At 54.1% G+C, this 14,635-nt stretch carries 16 protein-coding genes; 9 read left to right on the top strand and 7 right to left on the bottom strand.

Going from position 1 to position 14,635, the window contains the following annotated elements; genetic code table 11:
* Positions 1-62: 62 nt before the first annotated feature.
* From guaA to ACJ8HB_RS16130, 5 genes are all read left to right on the top strand, one after another.
* Positions 63-1,640: a glutamine-hydrolyzing GMP synthase gene (guaA, locus tag ACJ8HB_RS16150; RefSeq protein WP_033654273.1), complete on the top strand. Its 1,578-nt coding sequence runs from the start codon at positions 63-65 to the stop codon at positions 1,638-1,640.
* A gap of 308 nt (positions 1,641-1,948) precedes the next feature.
* Positions 1,949-3,151 (top strand): tyrosine-type recombinase/integrase, encoded by a 1,203-nt coding sequence (locus ACJ8HB_RS16145; protein WP_023115105.1) that lies wholly within the window; start codon positions 1,949-1,951, stop codon positions 3,149-3,151.
* A 291-nt stretch (positions 3,152-3,442) separates the two neighbouring features.
* Positions 3,443-3,673 (top strand): helix-turn-helix transcriptional regulator, encoded by a 231-nt coding sequence (locus ACJ8HB_RS16140; protein ID WP_000410046.1) that lies wholly within the window; start codon positions 3,443-3,445, stop codon positions 3,671-3,673.
* A gap of 3 nt (positions 3,674-3,676) precedes the next feature.
* Entirely contained in the window at positions 3,677-4,555 is an 879-nt protein-coding gene (locus ACJ8HB_RS16135) for a helicase RepA family protein (RefSeq protein WP_012540887.1), read from the top strand.
* Entirely contained in the window at positions 4,542-5,294 is a 753-nt protein-coding gene (locus tag ACJ8HB_RS16130; RefSeq protein ID WP_012540888.1) for a hypothetical protein, read from the top strand. Before ACJ8HB_RS16135 ends, ACJ8HB_RS16130 begins: the two co-directional genes overlap by 14 nt.
* Positions 5,295-5,830: 536 nt before the next feature.
* Here ACJ8HB_RS16130 and ACJ8HB_RS16125 read toward each other — a convergent pair.
* The 5 genes from ACJ8HB_RS16125 to ACJ8HB_RS16105 all read right to left on the bottom strand — a co-directional run bounded on the left by ACJ8HB_RS16125 (position 5,831) and on the right by ACJ8HB_RS16105 (position 9,452).
* Positions 5,831-6,151, bottom strand: coding sequence for a hypothetical protein (locus ACJ8HB_RS16125; RefSeq protein WP_023115107.1), 321 nt, complete (start codon positions 6,149-6,151; stop codon positions 5,831-5,833).
* 2 nt (positions 6,152-6,153) lie between these two features.
* On the bottom strand, positions 6,154-7,758 hold the full coding sequence (gene trbL / locus ACJ8HB_RS16120; RefSeq protein ID WP_012540889.1) for a P-type conjugative transfer protein TrbL: 1,605 nt from the start codon (positions 7,756-7,758) through the stop codon (positions 6,154-6,156).
* Between the two features lie 193 nt (positions 7,759-7,951).
* On the bottom strand, positions 7,952-8,746 hold the full coding sequence (trbJ, locus tag ACJ8HB_RS16115; protein ID WP_012540890.1) for a P-type conjugative transfer protein TrbJ: 795 nt from the start codon (positions 8,744-8,746) through the stop codon (positions 7,952-7,954).
* 269 nt (positions 8,747-9,015) lie between these two features.
* Positions 9,016-9,240, bottom strand: coding sequence for a hypothetical protein (locus ACJ8HB_RS16110; protein WP_012540891.1), 225 nt, complete (start codon positions 9,238-9,240; stop codon positions 9,016-9,018).
* A gap of 2 nt (positions 9,241-9,242) precedes the next feature.
* The gene (locus tag ACJ8HB_RS16105) at positions 9,243-9,452 is read right to left on the bottom strand and encodes a TraC family protein (protein ID WP_000101767.1); all 210 of its coding nucleotides are present in this window, start codon (positions 9,450-9,452) and stop codon (positions 9,243-9,245) included.
* A 487-nt stretch (positions 9,453-9,939) separates the two neighbouring features.
* Between ACJ8HB_RS16105 and ACJ8HB_RS16100 the strand changes: the two genes are divergently transcribed.
* A complete protein-coding gene (locus ACJ8HB_RS16100; RefSeq protein ID WP_031633086.1) occupies positions 9,940-10,314 on the top strand; it encodes a plasmid mobilization protein in 375 nt (124 codons plus the stop codon).
* A 54-nt stretch (positions 10,315-10,368) separates the two neighbouring features.
* On the opposite strand, the gene ACJ8HB_RS16095 is transcribed toward ACJ8HB_RS16100, so the two are convergent.
* Both ACJ8HB_RS16095 and ACJ8HB_RS16090 read right to left on the bottom strand, forming a co-directional pair.
* On the bottom strand, positions 10,369-11,223 hold the full coding sequence (locus ACJ8HB_RS16095) for a helix-turn-helix domain-containing protein (protein WP_012540893.1): 855 nt from the start codon (positions 11,221-11,223) through the stop codon (positions 10,369-10,371).
* 3 nt (positions 11,224-11,226) lie between these two features.
* Positions 11,227-11,817, bottom strand: a complete 591-nt coding sequence (locus ACJ8HB_RS16090; protein ID WP_012540894.1) for a ComF family protein — start codon at positions 11,815-11,817, stop codon at positions 11,227-11,229.
* A gap of 198 nt (positions 11,818-12,015) precedes the next feature.
* On the opposite strand from ACJ8HB_RS16090, the gene ACJ8HB_RS16085 reads away from it, so the two are divergent.
* The 3 genes from ACJ8HB_RS16085 (at position 12,016) to ACJ8HB_RS16075 (ending at position 14,349) form a co-directional block, all read left to right on the top strand.
* Positions 12,016-12,144 carry a hypothetical protein gene (locus tag ACJ8HB_RS16085; protein WP_012540895.1) on the top strand — a complete coding sequence of 43 codons (129 nt, stop codon included), beginning with the start codon at positions 12,016-12,018 and terminating at the stop codon, positions 12,142-12,144.
* A 105-nt stretch (positions 12,145-12,249) separates the two neighbouring features.
* A complete protein-coding gene (locus ACJ8HB_RS16080; protein WP_012540896.1) occupies positions 12,250-14,004 on the top strand; it encodes a hypothetical protein in 1,755 nt (584 codons plus the stop codon).
* A 147-nt stretch (positions 14,005-14,151) separates the two neighbouring features.
* Positions 14,152-14,349, top strand: coding sequence for an addiction module antidote protein (locus ACJ8HB_RS16075; RefSeq protein WP_012540897.1), 198 nt, complete (start codon positions 14,152-14,154; stop codon positions 14,347-14,349).
* Positions 14,350-14,635: the final 286 nt, after the last annotated feature.

The following is a 14,635-nucleotide window of genomic DNA, read 5'->3' as shown; positions in this document are numbered from 1 at the left end:
TAAGCCCCATCCCGAAACACACATTTTCGCTCTTTTTCTCTTGTTGCTGGAATTCGCCTCACATGACACAAAATATCCATAAGCATCGCATCCTGATACTGGACTTCGGTTCGCAATACACCCAACTGGTCGCCCGCCGCGTGCGCGAAATCGGCGTTTACTGCGAACTGTGGGCCTGGGACGTTAGCGAAGAGCAGATCCGCGAATTCAACCCAAGCGGCATCATCCTCTCCGGTGGCCCGGAAAGCACCACCGAAGCCGGCAGCCCGCGCGCCCCTGACTACGTGTTCAACGCCGGCGTGCCGGTGCTGGGCGTGTGCTACGGCATGCAGACCATGGCGATGCAGCTGGGTGGCCATGTGCAGGGTTCCACCGAACGCGAGTTCGGCTACGCGCAGGTGGAAATCGTCAACGAGAGCGCGCTGCTGCGCGACATCGAAGACGCCATCAGCCCGGCCGGCAAACCGCTGCTGGACGTGTGGATGAGCCACGGCGACAAAGTGACCGCGATCCCGTCCGACTTCGTGACCGTCGCCAGCACCGACACCTGTCCGTTCGCCATTATGGCCAACGAAGAAAAACGCTTCTACGGCGTGCAGTTTCACCCGGAAGTGACCCACACCCGTCAGGGCCAGCGCATGCTGGAGCGTTTCGTACTGGACATCTGCCAGTGTGAAGCCCTGTGGACCCCGGCCACCATCATCGAAGATGCGGTCGAGCGCATCCGCGAGCAGGTGGGTGAAGATCACGTGATCCTCGGCCTGTCCGGCGGCGTTGACTCCTCCGTCACCGCGATGCTGCTGCACCGCGCCATCGGCAAACGCCTGACCTGCGTGTTCGTCGACAACGGCCTGCTGCGCCTGAACGAAGCCAAGCAGGTAATGGAAATGTTCGGCGACCACTTCGGTCTGAACATCGTGCACGTCGAAGCGGAAAACCGCTTCCTGACCGCACTGGCGGGCGTGGACGAGCCGGAAGCCAAGCGTAAAATCATCGGCCGCGTGTTCGTTGAAGTGTTCGACGAAGAAGCCTGCAAGCAAGAGCAGGTGAAATGGCTGGCGCAGGGCACCATTTACCCGGACGTGATCGAATCTGCCGCTTCCGCCACCGGCAAAGCGCACGTGATCAAGTCGCACCACAACGTGGGCGGCCTGCCGAAAGAGATGAAGCTGGGCTTGGTCGAGCCGCTGAAAGAGCTGTTCAAAGACGAAGTGCGCAAGATCGGCCTGGAGCTGGGCCTGCCGTACGACATGCTGTTCCGTCACCCGTTCCCGGGCCCGGGTCTGGGCGTGCGCGTGCTGGGCGAAGTGAAGAAAGAGTACTGCGACCTGCTGCGCCGCGCCGACGCCATCTTCATCGAAGAGCTGCACAAAGCCGACCTGTACAACAAAGTCAGCCAGGCGTTCACCGTGTTCCTGCCGGTGCGTTCGGTCGGCGTGATGGGCGACGGCCGCAAATACGACTGGGTGGTCTCCCTGCGTGCGGTAGAAACCATCGACTTCATGACCGCGCACTGGGCGCACCTGCCGTATGACTTCCTCGGCCGCGTCTCCAACCGCATTATCAACGAAGTGGACGGCATCTCCCGCGTGGTGTACGACATTAGCGGCAAGCCGCCGGCGACGATTGAGTGGGAATGATCCCACGTCCGGTATAGACCGGCACCAAAGAGCATTAAAACACCCATAAGCCCGCGTAATTGCGGGCTTTTTTCGTTCTTGGCGTCGCACTGTCTGGCAAATTTTCGCATCGCCAAGCACCCCGTTTCTATGGCATGGTAGATGGTACGATTTGAACCTGATGCCATGTTCGGCACTCGATACCATGCCGCCTCTGATGGGGTTTTCATGGTATTGAATTTAGGTAACACATTGTTCTTAAAGGGTTTTTTTGAGGATTTGTGGGGCTTTTTGAACATGGTATTTTTGAGAGGAAACCCAACCCGACCATGCTGACTGATACCAAGCTGCGCAACCTCAAGCCAAAGGACAAGCTCTACAAAGTGAATGACCGTGACGGCCTCTACGTGGCCATCACGCCAGCGGGTTCGATTTCATTCCGCTACAACTACTCGATCCACGGCAGGCAGGAGACAATCACCTTCGGCCGCTACGGTGTCGGAGGGATCACGCTAGCGGAAGCACGCGAACGGCTGGGTGAAGCCAAGAAGATGATCGCCGCAGGGAAATCTCCAGCCAAGGAGAAGGCGCGGGACAAAGCACGCGTCAAGGATGCCGAGACATTCGGCGCGTGGGCCGAGAAGTGGCTGCGCGGCTATCAGATGGCAGAGAAGACTCGCGATATGCGTCGAGCCACGTTCGAGCGCGAGCTTAAGCCGAAGTTCGGCAACCAGAAGCTGACAGAAATCACCCATGAAGATTTACGGGCGCTGGCTGATGCCATCGTGGAGCGCGGGGCACCGGCAACGGCCGTGCTTTGCCGCGAAATCGTGATGCAGGTCTTTCGGTGGGCCATCGAACGCGGCCAGAAGGTCGAAAACCCGGCCGATTTGGTGCGCCCCTCGACCATCGCCAAGTTCGAGCCGCGAGATCGAGCGCTGACGCCCGATGAAATCGCCTTGATGTACCAGTACATGGAGCGCATCGGCACCACACCTTCGATCCGCGCGGCCGCCAAGCTGCTGTTGCTGACGATGGTACGCAAGAGCGAACTGACCAACGCAACGTGGAGCGAAATCAATTTCACCGACGCGCTCTGGACAATCCCCAAGGAGCGGATGAAGCGCCGCAATCCCCATCTGGTGTTCCTGTCGAGGCAGACGCTGGACATTTTCATAGCCCTGAAAACGTTCGCGGGCGGCTCGGAGTACGTTCTGCCATCGCGCTATGACTCGGATTTGCCGATGAGCAGCGCCACGCTCAATCAGGTGCTCACGCTGACCTATCGTCTGGCGCAGAAAGAAGGGCAGTCGCTTGGCAAGTTCGGACCGCACGACTTGCGGCGTACGGCCAGCACGCTGCTGCATGAGGCGGGCTATAACACCGATTGGATTGAGAAGTGCCTCGCGCACGAACAGAAGGGCGTTCGCGCCGTCTACAACAAGGCCGAATATCGCGACCAGCGCCGGGCGATGCTACAGGATTGGGCGGACATGATTGACGAGTGGACAATCAGGAAGCCCCGCCTCTAGGGCTGATTCGGAGCCTTGAGACCTCCATTTTGTAGCGAAATGCCCACTTCGGTGGGCATTTTTTTTGTCCCGAAATAGACGTTTGCTGGACACTCTTCCTCTCCAGAATTTCCTTAAGAAAACTTCCGAAAAAACAAAAGATTGGGCGATTGTCGCTGTCCCGAAACTATACGTTTGCCGGACGACTAACTCATTGATTTAGAACGAAAAAATAGCTCATTAATGCTGGAAAACACCGGCATTGTGTAGCAATAATTAAACCTCGGACGATGACAAAACGAGGTATTCGGTGTGGAAAAAGAATTAAGGAGAGCCAGTAAAGTTCTCATCAGCAAAAAGCAACTGCTGGAGATGATTCCGCTGTGCGAGCGCACGATCTACAACTTTGAAAAGCAGGGGAAATTCCCTCAGCGCATTGCACTCAGTAGCCGCAAGGTCGTGTGGGATTTGGCTGAGGTTGAGGCATGGATTGATGCGTGCAAACATTCCAGCCCGGCCCCTCGCCCCGGAATGGGGGCTTGAATTGTGGCGATTGACTTACGGGCAGCGTTCGAGAACGAACCGCCCACACTAGACTTTATTTGGCCGGGCTTCCTCGCAGGGACAGTAGGCGCGTTGGTGGCTCCCGGAGCCACAGGTAAGAGCTTCTGGGCGCTGGAAGCCGCAATGACCATCGCGTGCAGCGTCGCGGGTGGTGATCTTTTAGGGCTTTCCCCGGCCAGTACTGGCCGCGTGGTCTATTGCGCCGGGGAAGACCCGGCAGTCGCACTGGTGCGCCGTATTCATTCCATTGGCCAGCACCTGAACCAGCAGTCACGCGACGCCATCGCGCAGAACCTCACCCTTGAGCCGATCATGGGTAAGCGCTTGAACGTGATGGATGAGCGGCACCTTGCCCGCGTCATTGAATTTTGCGCCGGTGCCCGATTGATCGTACTGGATACCCTGAGCCGCATTCATGACAGGGACGAGAACAGCAATGGCGACATGGCAAGGCTTGTCGCCACGCTGGAGCATATTGCGGCCAGCACCGGGGCGTCAGTTCTGTATCTGCATCATGTCAGCAAGGGCAGTGCCCGCGAGGGGCAGACGGATCAACAGCAGGCGGCACGAGGCGCATCCGCTCTAATCGACAATGCCCGCTGGTGTGGCTATGTCGCCAGAATGACCGAGGCTGAGGCCGAACGCCTCAGTGATCGCATATATGACCGACAGCCTATCGGGGAAAACCGCCGGAAGTTCTTCGTTCGTTTCGGCGTTAGCAAACAGAACTACGCCGAGATTGACGCTGATCGTTGGTATCAGCGTCATGACGGCGGCGTGTTGCTGCCGGTGGAATTGGCGGCGGTGACGAAGGAACGCACTCTGCACGTCGTAAGTGGGAGTGACGATGAGCGGTGGTAATGCTGTGACCCCCACCAGTACTAGCGCACAGGCGCGGGTAATGCTCTATCAGCCTAGCCAGCGCCCGCGATTGCGCGAGGGTGATTGGACAGACACATCATTTGGCCGCTGCCGCGTGGCAGGCAGGCTAGGCCAGAGGCACGCCGATATTGTGGAAGCGGTCCTGTACTGCGCAGAACGTCGGCGCCCTGTCTCTGACGGCGGCGTAGAGCTGCTGGTAGACCCCGCTCGGGTGAGAAAGACGCTTTCCGACAGCCGCTACAGCTTTACGCAGATCGAAAAGCTGTTGGCCGAGCTGCGAGCGGCGACGATCACAATTGAGACGCCACAATTCGATTTCCCAATAATCGGGGGATTGATTGATCACGTTATCCCATCGCCCATGACACGGCCTGATCCCCTAACAGGGGGAGAGCGGAATCTGTGGAGAGTGCGCCTTGGCGTAGCGCTGGTGATGCTGCTTGAGCATGACTTGAGTCTGTACTATGACCCAGCCCCCATTGCTCGCCTACAGCATGGCATCAGCCAAGCAGTCGCAAGGCACGTCTTGAGCCACAAAATAGAGCCGACAGGCGGTTGGTATCTTGATACCGTTATCGTGGCCGTTGCTGGGATCGTGCCGAGCAAAGCAATGCGAGATGCACGATTCAGGCTGAGAGAAGATGCCGACGAATTGAAGGCGCTCGGCCTGATTCTAGATGGCGACCGGTTGAGGAAAAAAGGTACTGGTGACGCCTAAAGCGTCGCACACCCGCCCCATAGCGTCGCACAACCGCCCGGTAGCGTCGCACAACCGCCCGAAACGTCGCACACCCGCCCGGAGTTAGCAGGATATTCAGGATATTCAGATCCTGCGCGGCACAGCCCGCGCTTGAGGCGCGGTCCGGCCTTGCCAGTCGGCCTACGGCCGTTGGGCACCAAAAAGGTAGGGCGGGCCTGCCGTCGTCGACGCGGTTAGTTCCGTGGATTACCCACCGGTCGTAGCACCTGGTCGAGCCGTTGAAACCGGCAAAAAGACATCAGGCACCAAAAAGGGAAGGGCAGGGCCAAAACGAGCATAAGGCCTCTAACGGCCTGCGAAAGCGTCCAAAATCCCTCCCGTATGGGCCGTGGCGGCGTTTTTTCAGTGTCGGAATGGGGGTTGTGGCTGTCATGTGTGAAAACTTCTCACAGCGCTATACAGGCCGTTTTTGCGGTGTTTAATAGACGGAGAAGCTGCGGCAGGCAAACAAAACCCCGCACTTAGGCGGGGTTGTTTGGGTGGCTGGCCAGCGATCAGCTATTGTCGCGCTTCTCCTGCCTTTGAGCTTCCTGTGCGGCTTGGATGGCCATCAACACTTGCTGGTTTAGAGCGGCGTTATTCTTGCTGCCAAGCAGCGGTAGACGGTTCAGCGCCTGTGCCCCGGAAAACATGCGATAGGAAGCTGACAGGGCGAGCGGGCTTACCCGAAGCTGTAAGGCCGTGTATTGGCGATCCAGCCTATCAAGCTGTGGCCCGTAGCCCTTGCTACGTAGCCATCGGCCGAGCGCCCACATGCCGATAGCGAAGGTCGAGGCGAATACTACAAATCCAGCGAATATCAGAATGTCAAACATGGTTATTTCTCCAGTTGATCGTTGTTCGAAGCGGTGCCCTGCACGTCGAGCGAAGCGAGGCGACCGGGAGTAGAACTGGTGTCCGAAGCTGGTCGGATAACATTAGATTCCTCGACTACCGTTTCCGCGCCGTTGGCCGGGGCTGTCGAGTTGGCATCGTCGGGAACAGGTGGTGGAGAGCCTGCGCCAAGAGACAAAGAGTGCGCGTTCTCCATGCCCGGCACTGCCATCGAGGCCATTACGCCGAGCATCTTTGCACCACCATTGGCCGCTTGGGAAAGTGCGTTGCCGGAGCTGACAACTCCCCCTTTTGGTGTCGCTTGCTGGTCGTTGTTGTCGTTGCCCTGCGCCGCTTTTCCGGCCTGCTTGGCTGCCTGCTGCACTCCGCTGCTAGGATGCTGCGGCGCGGCCCCCGGCGTTTGTGGTGCGCCGCTACCGCCCACTCGGGCACCTACCGACGCCGCGCCCTTGGCCGCCGTTTGGCCGCCAGTGCTCGCGCCGATACCAGAGGTCGCACCGCCCCCACCTGTTGCGGCCGCTGCGGGCGCACCACCACTGGCAAAGCTGGAATTGATTGCGGCGGCCAGACCGCCGCCGCCAATCCCTCCGGCACCCGCCGCACCGGCAGCGCCGCCAGTCCCAGCAGCGCCGAGAGCACCGGCAGCAGCAGGAGCCGCGGCCCCAGCCGTGGCGATGGTGGCCGCCGCTGCGGCGGCCCCGGCAGCACCGGCTACCGCCATCCCGCCAATGGCGGAGCCGCCGCCCATCGATGTGCCGCTTATCATGCCGCCGATCAGATCAGGGATGGTCTTCGTCAGATAGCAGCACACCAAGGCCAGACCGACCATCGTCATCAATGACGCTTCGTCGTTGGTGTAGGCTGCTAGCCACTGCTTAGCCGACTGTACGATCAGGCCGACAATCAGCGTTAAGACGAACAGTTTGGCTCCGATTGCGACGGTAAAACGCATGGGCGCAGTTGCAAAGTCCCGCGTCCATTGCGAACCACCAAAGCCAAAGAACAGCACAGATGCGTTGATGATCACGTAGGACTCTACGAGCGTCACAAACATGAACGCTGCGATGAAGGCGAAGCACGCCAAGACCAGCACAGCGCATACAGCGATCAGAATTCCCTTGGCCGGAGAAAACACTGAAATGCCTTCCACCATGGTGCGGCCGAAATCCAGCGCAACTGCGAGCATGTCGCCGGGTTCTAATGCACGGCCAAGACCGCTTGCCGATGCTGCCGCATCGCGGAAGCTATCGACAATGGCCGTCGACCACTCCACGGAATAAGTCATGACTGCGAGGAAGAAACCGATCACCATCACGAAGCGCAGCAGTTCGCCGACAATCTCGCCGAAATCAGCTTGCTTCATGACCAGAGGCATAAGCGTCCATACGAACTGGATGGTGGCCAGCAGCCAGAACAGTCTAATGGCGTAGTAATACAGTTTTCCTGACCACTGGTGCGACTGCTGCAGAACGAGATCGAGAAGGCCCTGAACCGATGTATCGGCGTGGGACAGGTCGTTCGCAGCCATAGCATTTCCGGCGACAAGCACGCTCGCTAGGACAAGGAACAACAACAGACGACGTTCCATAACTAGTACCCCTTGACGCCGCCGCGAGTGTTCGGGCGCGCCTCAAATGCGGCATCAGCGTCACGCTGGTGCCGTTGTTGTTCCGACACCGCAGTGCATTCGCTATTGCCTTGAACAGCCACAGTGACCACAGAACCGGCCAATGCGGACGCGGTGCAAATCAGGGCTATAAGCCATTTCGAAATAGTCATTCTCAGTACCCCTTAACGCCGCCGCGTGTGTTTTTACGCGCTTCAAACTGTTGTTCGGCGGCTTCGCTAGCGGCCGTCCGGTCGCCTTGCTGGGCCATGTAGTTGCCCTGCATATTGATTTGCGTGGCTACCAGATCGCGCAGCTTTTGCAGTTGCTGCACGTTCTGCGAGGCTATTTCGTTGCCCGCCTGAATCGCCTGCATCCGGCCAGCGGCCGACTGCGAACGGGAAACCATGCGGGCAAGTTGCGCGTCCTCAGACTCGAAAGTGCCGGTATTGAGGTTCGCCGCTTCCATCGCGGTTTTCACGTTGTCGCGCCCCTGCTCTGACCACTTCTGATAACGATCCCGCGCCGGGACTGCCTCCGAGTTCGCGGCTTGATTCAGGTAGGACTCGAAGCCCGGAAACTGCGTGTTGAACTGCGAATCCATGTTCTGGATTTGGCGGCCCAAGGCCTGCGACTTCGTGTAGATATTCACCACGCTTTGCAGGTCGGCCGCGATGCTGCCGAACATGGAGTTGGGCAAGCTCAGACCCTGCGTAACCATGTTTTGATACTGCTGAATCTGCGTTGCCAGTTGCTGGGCCGTGTTCAGTTGCGTGTTGACCGCTTCGGCGTACTCGTACATCTGCTGATAGAACGTCGAGCAGTTCGAGCAGTAGATGGCATAGGCCGGAGCCGGTGCCATGTAGAGACTTACACCAAGGCCTGCGCTTGCCATTGCTAGAGCGAGCGCCGCGCCTCGACCGAATTTTCGGGCGGCATAAGCCGACGTTTTTTGCGATTCCATTTCCATACCGAATACCTCATTTTGTCATCGTCCGAGGTTTGATTATTGACCGATATGGAGCAGTTTTAAATATGCGGATAATCTTGTATCCGCATAGAATTCAATGATTTATGTCCGTAAACTGTCCGTCAATCTTCACGAGATTGTTTCTCAACGCTATGATTTTGATCGCGTTTTTCATGACAAGCGGAACGAGCTTGGTTGTCCGTTTTGATACATTTTGCGGACAAAAAAAAGCCCACCGAAGTGAGCTTTTGATAGGGCAGTGCGCGGCGTCAGTGGGCAGCGTAATAGGGATTCTGTGCGCGATAGAGGTCACGCTCCGGTTCAGGAATGTGTAGCGTTTCAAGGTGCCAATCTTCGAGTGAAGAAGCCAGCTCGGCCGCTATGCGCTGGGCTTCCATAACGCTGTCGCCAGGCCGCCCGCTGGCTCGACCGAGGCAGGCTTGCAGTTCGTTGAGTTGATTGGCCAATGCGCTGATGCGGTGAGCTGTCTTCATGATCAATTCCCCTTGCTGATCCTTTCCACGATTTTGTCGAATTCTTCCCGGACTTGATCGTCCGTCAGCTCAAGATTAACCAATCCTGACTTTATTGCAATTCTTCCGATTCTTTCTGCTGCCTCATTGTCGAGTTTTGCCAGTCTTGCTTTCGCCATTTCAAGCTCCGAAAGGGCATCAGAACGGCGCTCTGCGAGGGTTTTTCGTGCCATGATTACTCCGTTGTTTCTTGATGATCGAGTTTCGAAAAAAAGCGCGTAAACGGAGGCTATGTTCTCACCTGAGTCTAGCAATTTACAAGGCTTAGATTTGGCTGGTCTAGCGGATGGCCTCTCAAAGCCCCTCCTTTTGGTGTCAGTCAGTCCTTGATGCTCATGAACTCAATCGGAAACGCATTTCTATGCGAATGTACGCGATTCTATGCGATTAAAAGAATTGATTAATGCGACGCTACGCGAATGTATGCGAATTAGCGCGAATGTACGCGATTACGCCATATTTTAATGGCGATTCTGCTCCAGTCGCATAGAATCGCAGAGAAGTAGCAGGCAGGATGTGTGTTGTACGGGTACGGGCACGCCCGTCCCCATCCAACACCGCCCCTTATTCGCCTTCGGCTCAACGGAATCCTGCTCTGCGAGGCACACAGACGCTGCCGCGTTCAAGTGCACAATTTGTCCCTAATAGGAGTTGATCATCATGAGTGGCGTGGTTGCACCAAAAAATACGACGGCGCGGCGGCGCGGTAAGCCCATAGAGGTTTGGGTAACGGACGAGGAAAAAACTGCGATTACGGAGCTTGCTGACCAAACTGGTTTGTCTCGTTCCGCTTATTTGCGCGCCGTTGGTCTGAATAGACCGGTCGGAGCACGTGCCGATCTTGAAGCAGTGCGTGAACTGGTGAAGCTGAATGGAGACCTGGGCCGGGTGGCTGGCCTGTTGAAACTCTGGCTTGTGGAAAAGCGAGGCCAAGGTGCAAGGCCCATCGACATCGAAAGCGTGATGATCGAATTCAGGGAATTGCAGGCGCAGATTCGAGAGAAGATGAGCGCCATAGTCTTTGCCCGGAAATGACAACGGCCCAAGCGGGCCGTTTCGGTTTATTGTTCGTGCTGATGGGTGTTGAAATCATGCCGTTCTTCGAACGTGCATTTCCACGTGTAGGCCCGCTGTTGCTGCCATATTCACCAGTGCATCTAGTCCAAACAGATCGACCTTGCCTCTCGTAAGATCGGAAATTCGGGGCTGCGTTACGCCGAAAACCTTGGCAGCTTGTGACTGGCTTAGATGGGCGTTAACGATATGCTGCTTAAGAGCGGACATGAGTTCTGATCGCAGTTTCATGCTTTCTGTTTGAGCAGCATTTTCATTAAATGGATCTTGTCCTGTTTGTTCGTCTGGCATGGCAGCAGTCTTATCCTCTACGGACACGTCGAGGGAAAACTGTTCGTGTGAAATGCTGGCAATTTTTGATGTGAGACCGATTTTTTCTTCTGCCTTAGTTCTGGCATGTGGCGACATAAACGTAAGAAGATGCTCAAGCCCCGAAATATCTGAAATCGTCACAAAATCCTTATCTTTGTTGATAAAGACAACGGATTTTTTTCTCTCTCGAAGTAATTCAATGACGTTGCTCAGGGTTCCGGTGCTTTTGCAGTCCCAAATCATTAATCCATAATCACTGCTGCGAGCCATCTCTAAGTCTTTTGCTGTAAAATAGGCTCGGCTTCCAACTTTTGCTTTTGAGTAAACCCGGTGTACTGGCCAATCGGCGATGTTATTTCGTGGGGTTTCACCCGTGCAATACACCGTCACGTTATTGGCTTGATAGTTGCGAAGACACTCTTGAATGGATGAGTCCGCACCATCTGCGTCACCAACTACAATATTGAAGTTTGACGACACAATTTTGTTGATTCTCTCCTGCACCTTGGCATGCAGGCGACTAATCGAGATTGAGCCGGCTATAAATACTGTTGTCATAGCTTATTTCCACGTAATTGCGGCAGCGTAGACGCGATTTATTTTGTTGTACGTCCGCAGTGCATTGCAAACAGCGGCCATAGTCGCGCCTGTATCGAACAAATCATCCAGCAACAGTGCATCCCAACGGCCTTCATTGGTGATACACGGATTGATGCTGAACCTACCTTGCAAAGCCGCATCTTTTTCTTCGCGGCTGTGCAAGTTTTTGAGTTGAGGGGCACCTTGCGGTGCAGGTGCTTTCACCACAATATTGTTGAATACCGGAATCCCGGTAATTCTCCCGAGTTCTGCCGCAAGTTCATCTACCGGCTGCCGAGCGCGGGTGGTGGATGCTGGCATAGGAATTATCAAGCCAATTTTCCCAAACAATGGCAGTAATGTGGCTTGAATCTGCGCCGCCAGCGGTGCGATTTGATTCCAGTCACCTCGGTACTTGAGTTGGTAGAGAGCTTCCCCTGGCTCAGACCGAGTGTTGTCAAACCGGGGATGTCCGTACTCATCGTCCCCGAGGTAAACGCTTGAGAGCGTATGCTTATGCAGGGCATAGCCGAGGTCCCAGCTACCTTCGAGCTTTCTGACTTGAACTTGCATGCTTTGGCGGTCCTTTGGGTTGTTTGCAGTGTCGGGGAAGCTGCTAGAAACGCCATCTGAATATACAAAATTTTGTATGATCTTTCAAGGTGTGATCTGGCGAATAGATGTTGGATTGTGCAATCCAAAATGTGGACAATGAAATTGTCTTGGTGTGTTGCATGCTTTATCGTCACTGGAGAAAGGAGGGCGGCACCAATGAAAGACAGATCGCATGACATGGTGATGGCCGATCTGTTGCTGCAGATGCCCACGCCCTCGGAAGGTGAGGCGAGGGCGGATGATGCCTGTGCAGGCCGCGCTCAGCTAAATATTGTTATTCTGTAAATGCCAGTATAGTCAATCAGGACTGCTCCGGGTCGTGCTTCTGCATGAACCGACGTCTGGTGAGCGTCCATTAAAACATGATTTAACTAATGGAATGAATTTTATATGATAAAAAGAATAGATAAAATCGCCATAACGAATGTTAAGGGGATCGAAAGCTCTGTTTTTGATGTTCAGCTTATTCCAAACAAACCGACACTCGTTGTAGCTCCTAACGGTTTCGGAAAAAGCTCTATTGCTGCTGCTTTTGGTTGCCTGCGTTCGAAAAAGATGGATTTGGATAAGGACGAACGCCACAAGGGTGATGAAGGTCGCCATCCATCTCTTAAAATTAGTTATACCATGCAGGGCGGAGACAAGATTGAAAAAGAAGCGAATCATACAAAAAATGAACTGGCAGCGACATTTGGCGTTCATGTAATTAATAGCCAGTTAGTTTCGAAAGCAAAGAAACTCAAAATTGCGGGCGCTAACATTGTCACTTCAGCAATTGAAGTCACTCCGATCGTACTGATCAAAAATATTCCTCCGAAAGAAAAATTTAGCTACTCCTTCGCAGCAGTAAAAGTGGGCTTCGGAAAAAACGGAAAGGTATTGCCAAACATTTCAAATCTTCTTGCCGATAATCGGATAATGGCTAAAATTTGGAATCAGGTAGATTTTACCAAACAGGACCAGGCCGGTGTTAAGAAGGCAATAAAAGCTCTACAAGATGAGATCAACGCCGGGACAGGAAATACAGATAAAATCCTTGCCGATGTTAAGGATGAAACAACACAAGCGGTGTTAGCCATTGACTTTGTTAGCAGCATTTTGGCAGCCTTGGCGGAATCCGGATTAAACGATTTCTCGCAAATCGAGGCTATCCTCGTAGCCTTGCAGATTGGTGATATTCACGCCAACGATAAGGCCTCCTTTAAAAAAGCAGGGGAGCGCGCTAACTATGCGTTCGAAAAAGCAGCCTATATTGAGGATTTCTCTGCGCTTAAAGGCACTTGGCGTAATATTCAGCCAAAGGAAACAGCGGATGGACTTGTGATTGCCTTTCCGAAGGCAAATCAGATTTCCAACGGAGAGCGAGATATCATTTGCTTTGTAGCTCAGTTGAAAAAAGCCAAGCTCCAACTCAAGAAAAAAAAGGCCATTATTTTAGTCATTGATGAGATATTTGACTATCTGGATGACGCCAATCTGGTTGCCTGCCAATATTATCTGACGCAAATGATTGCGGAACTGAAATCTGAAGGTCGCCAAATTTTTCCATTGATTATGACTCACTTAAATCCTGGGTTCTTCAGGAATTTTACTTTTAGCGATCAAAAAGTTTGTTATCTAAACAAAATTGCGGTCTCGAACAAAGCGGTCGAAAACATAATCTCTAAGCGAGATGACCCTGCCATATCGGATGCAATTTCTAAGCACTTCCTGCACTTCCACTCTGAAGACGTAGACCTATCTAACGAGTTTCAGGCCCTTGGACTCCCTGCTGATTTGGCCAAGGCGTCTCAGTTTTCAGTACATTGTGCCAGCCAAATGCAGCGATATGTTGAAGGTAAGGGCTTTGATCCCCTTGCAGTTTGCAGTGGCGTACGCCGAAAGGTAGAGCAATTGACATTTGATTCGTTAGCGGAAGAGTCCCGAGAAGAGTTTCTGTCGGTACACAAAACCGTCAACAAATTACAATTCGCAGAGGCTGCGGGAACTACAGTTCCTGAAGTCTATTATTTGTTGGCGGTGATTTATAATGATGCGATGCATATCAGGCCCAATCAAGATAATTTCTCCGGATTGGGAACAAAACTGGCTAACCTGACCATCAAGCACATGATTTCCACACTAATTCAGCCTGATGCCCTTTAAGCCACCGCCCTGCTTCGGTGAAGTCGCTTCTGTCTAGCAGACAGGACGATGGGCAGAAGCGGCAGCTATTGGCTGAATCAAATGGTCTAGTATTAGCCTGAGTAGGCTATGTATGAGACTTGAGGGCGCTACGAACAGGGGCAATTGATGAAAGACCGCAGTCACGATGAGGCGATGGCCGAGCACTTCCGCGCCGATCCTGCCTATGCAGCGGAGCTGCTTGCCGAAGTGCGCCGCAATGGTGATCCAGCCGAGCTGGCCATCTTGTTGCGGCTGATAGCCACGGCCTCGGCAGATGACGCTAGGTCGGATGACGCCGATACAGGGCGCACTCTACCTCGCTGATTTGAGCATGGTATTTTTCATGGTTTAGTGTTCTTTGTATCAATTAACGTGATGATTTGTAAGGGTGTTTTTTGGTGTTTTATAATTGAGTGGGAATAAACCTGCGTCTAGCAATAGCTGGCACTGACTGGTACTAAAAATCATGAAGCCCGCGATTGCGGGCTTTTTTGTTTTTGTGTCTGGCACTTTCTGGCTGCTGTTAGCAAGGGAGTAGGATTTTTTCAATATAATTCAAGGTGTTGGTGAGAGGTTGCAAAAAAACGAACCAAAAAATTCGTGTATTTTT

It is taken from the genome of Serratia sp. CY27727 (genome assembly GCF_052169275.1).
Lineage (GTDB): Bacteria > Pseudomonadota > Gammaproteobacteria > Enterobacterales > Enterobacteriaceae > Serratia > Serratia sarumanii.
Note: the sequence above shows the minus strand (reverse complement) of the source record. Positions and strands in the feature narration are given on the sequence as shown.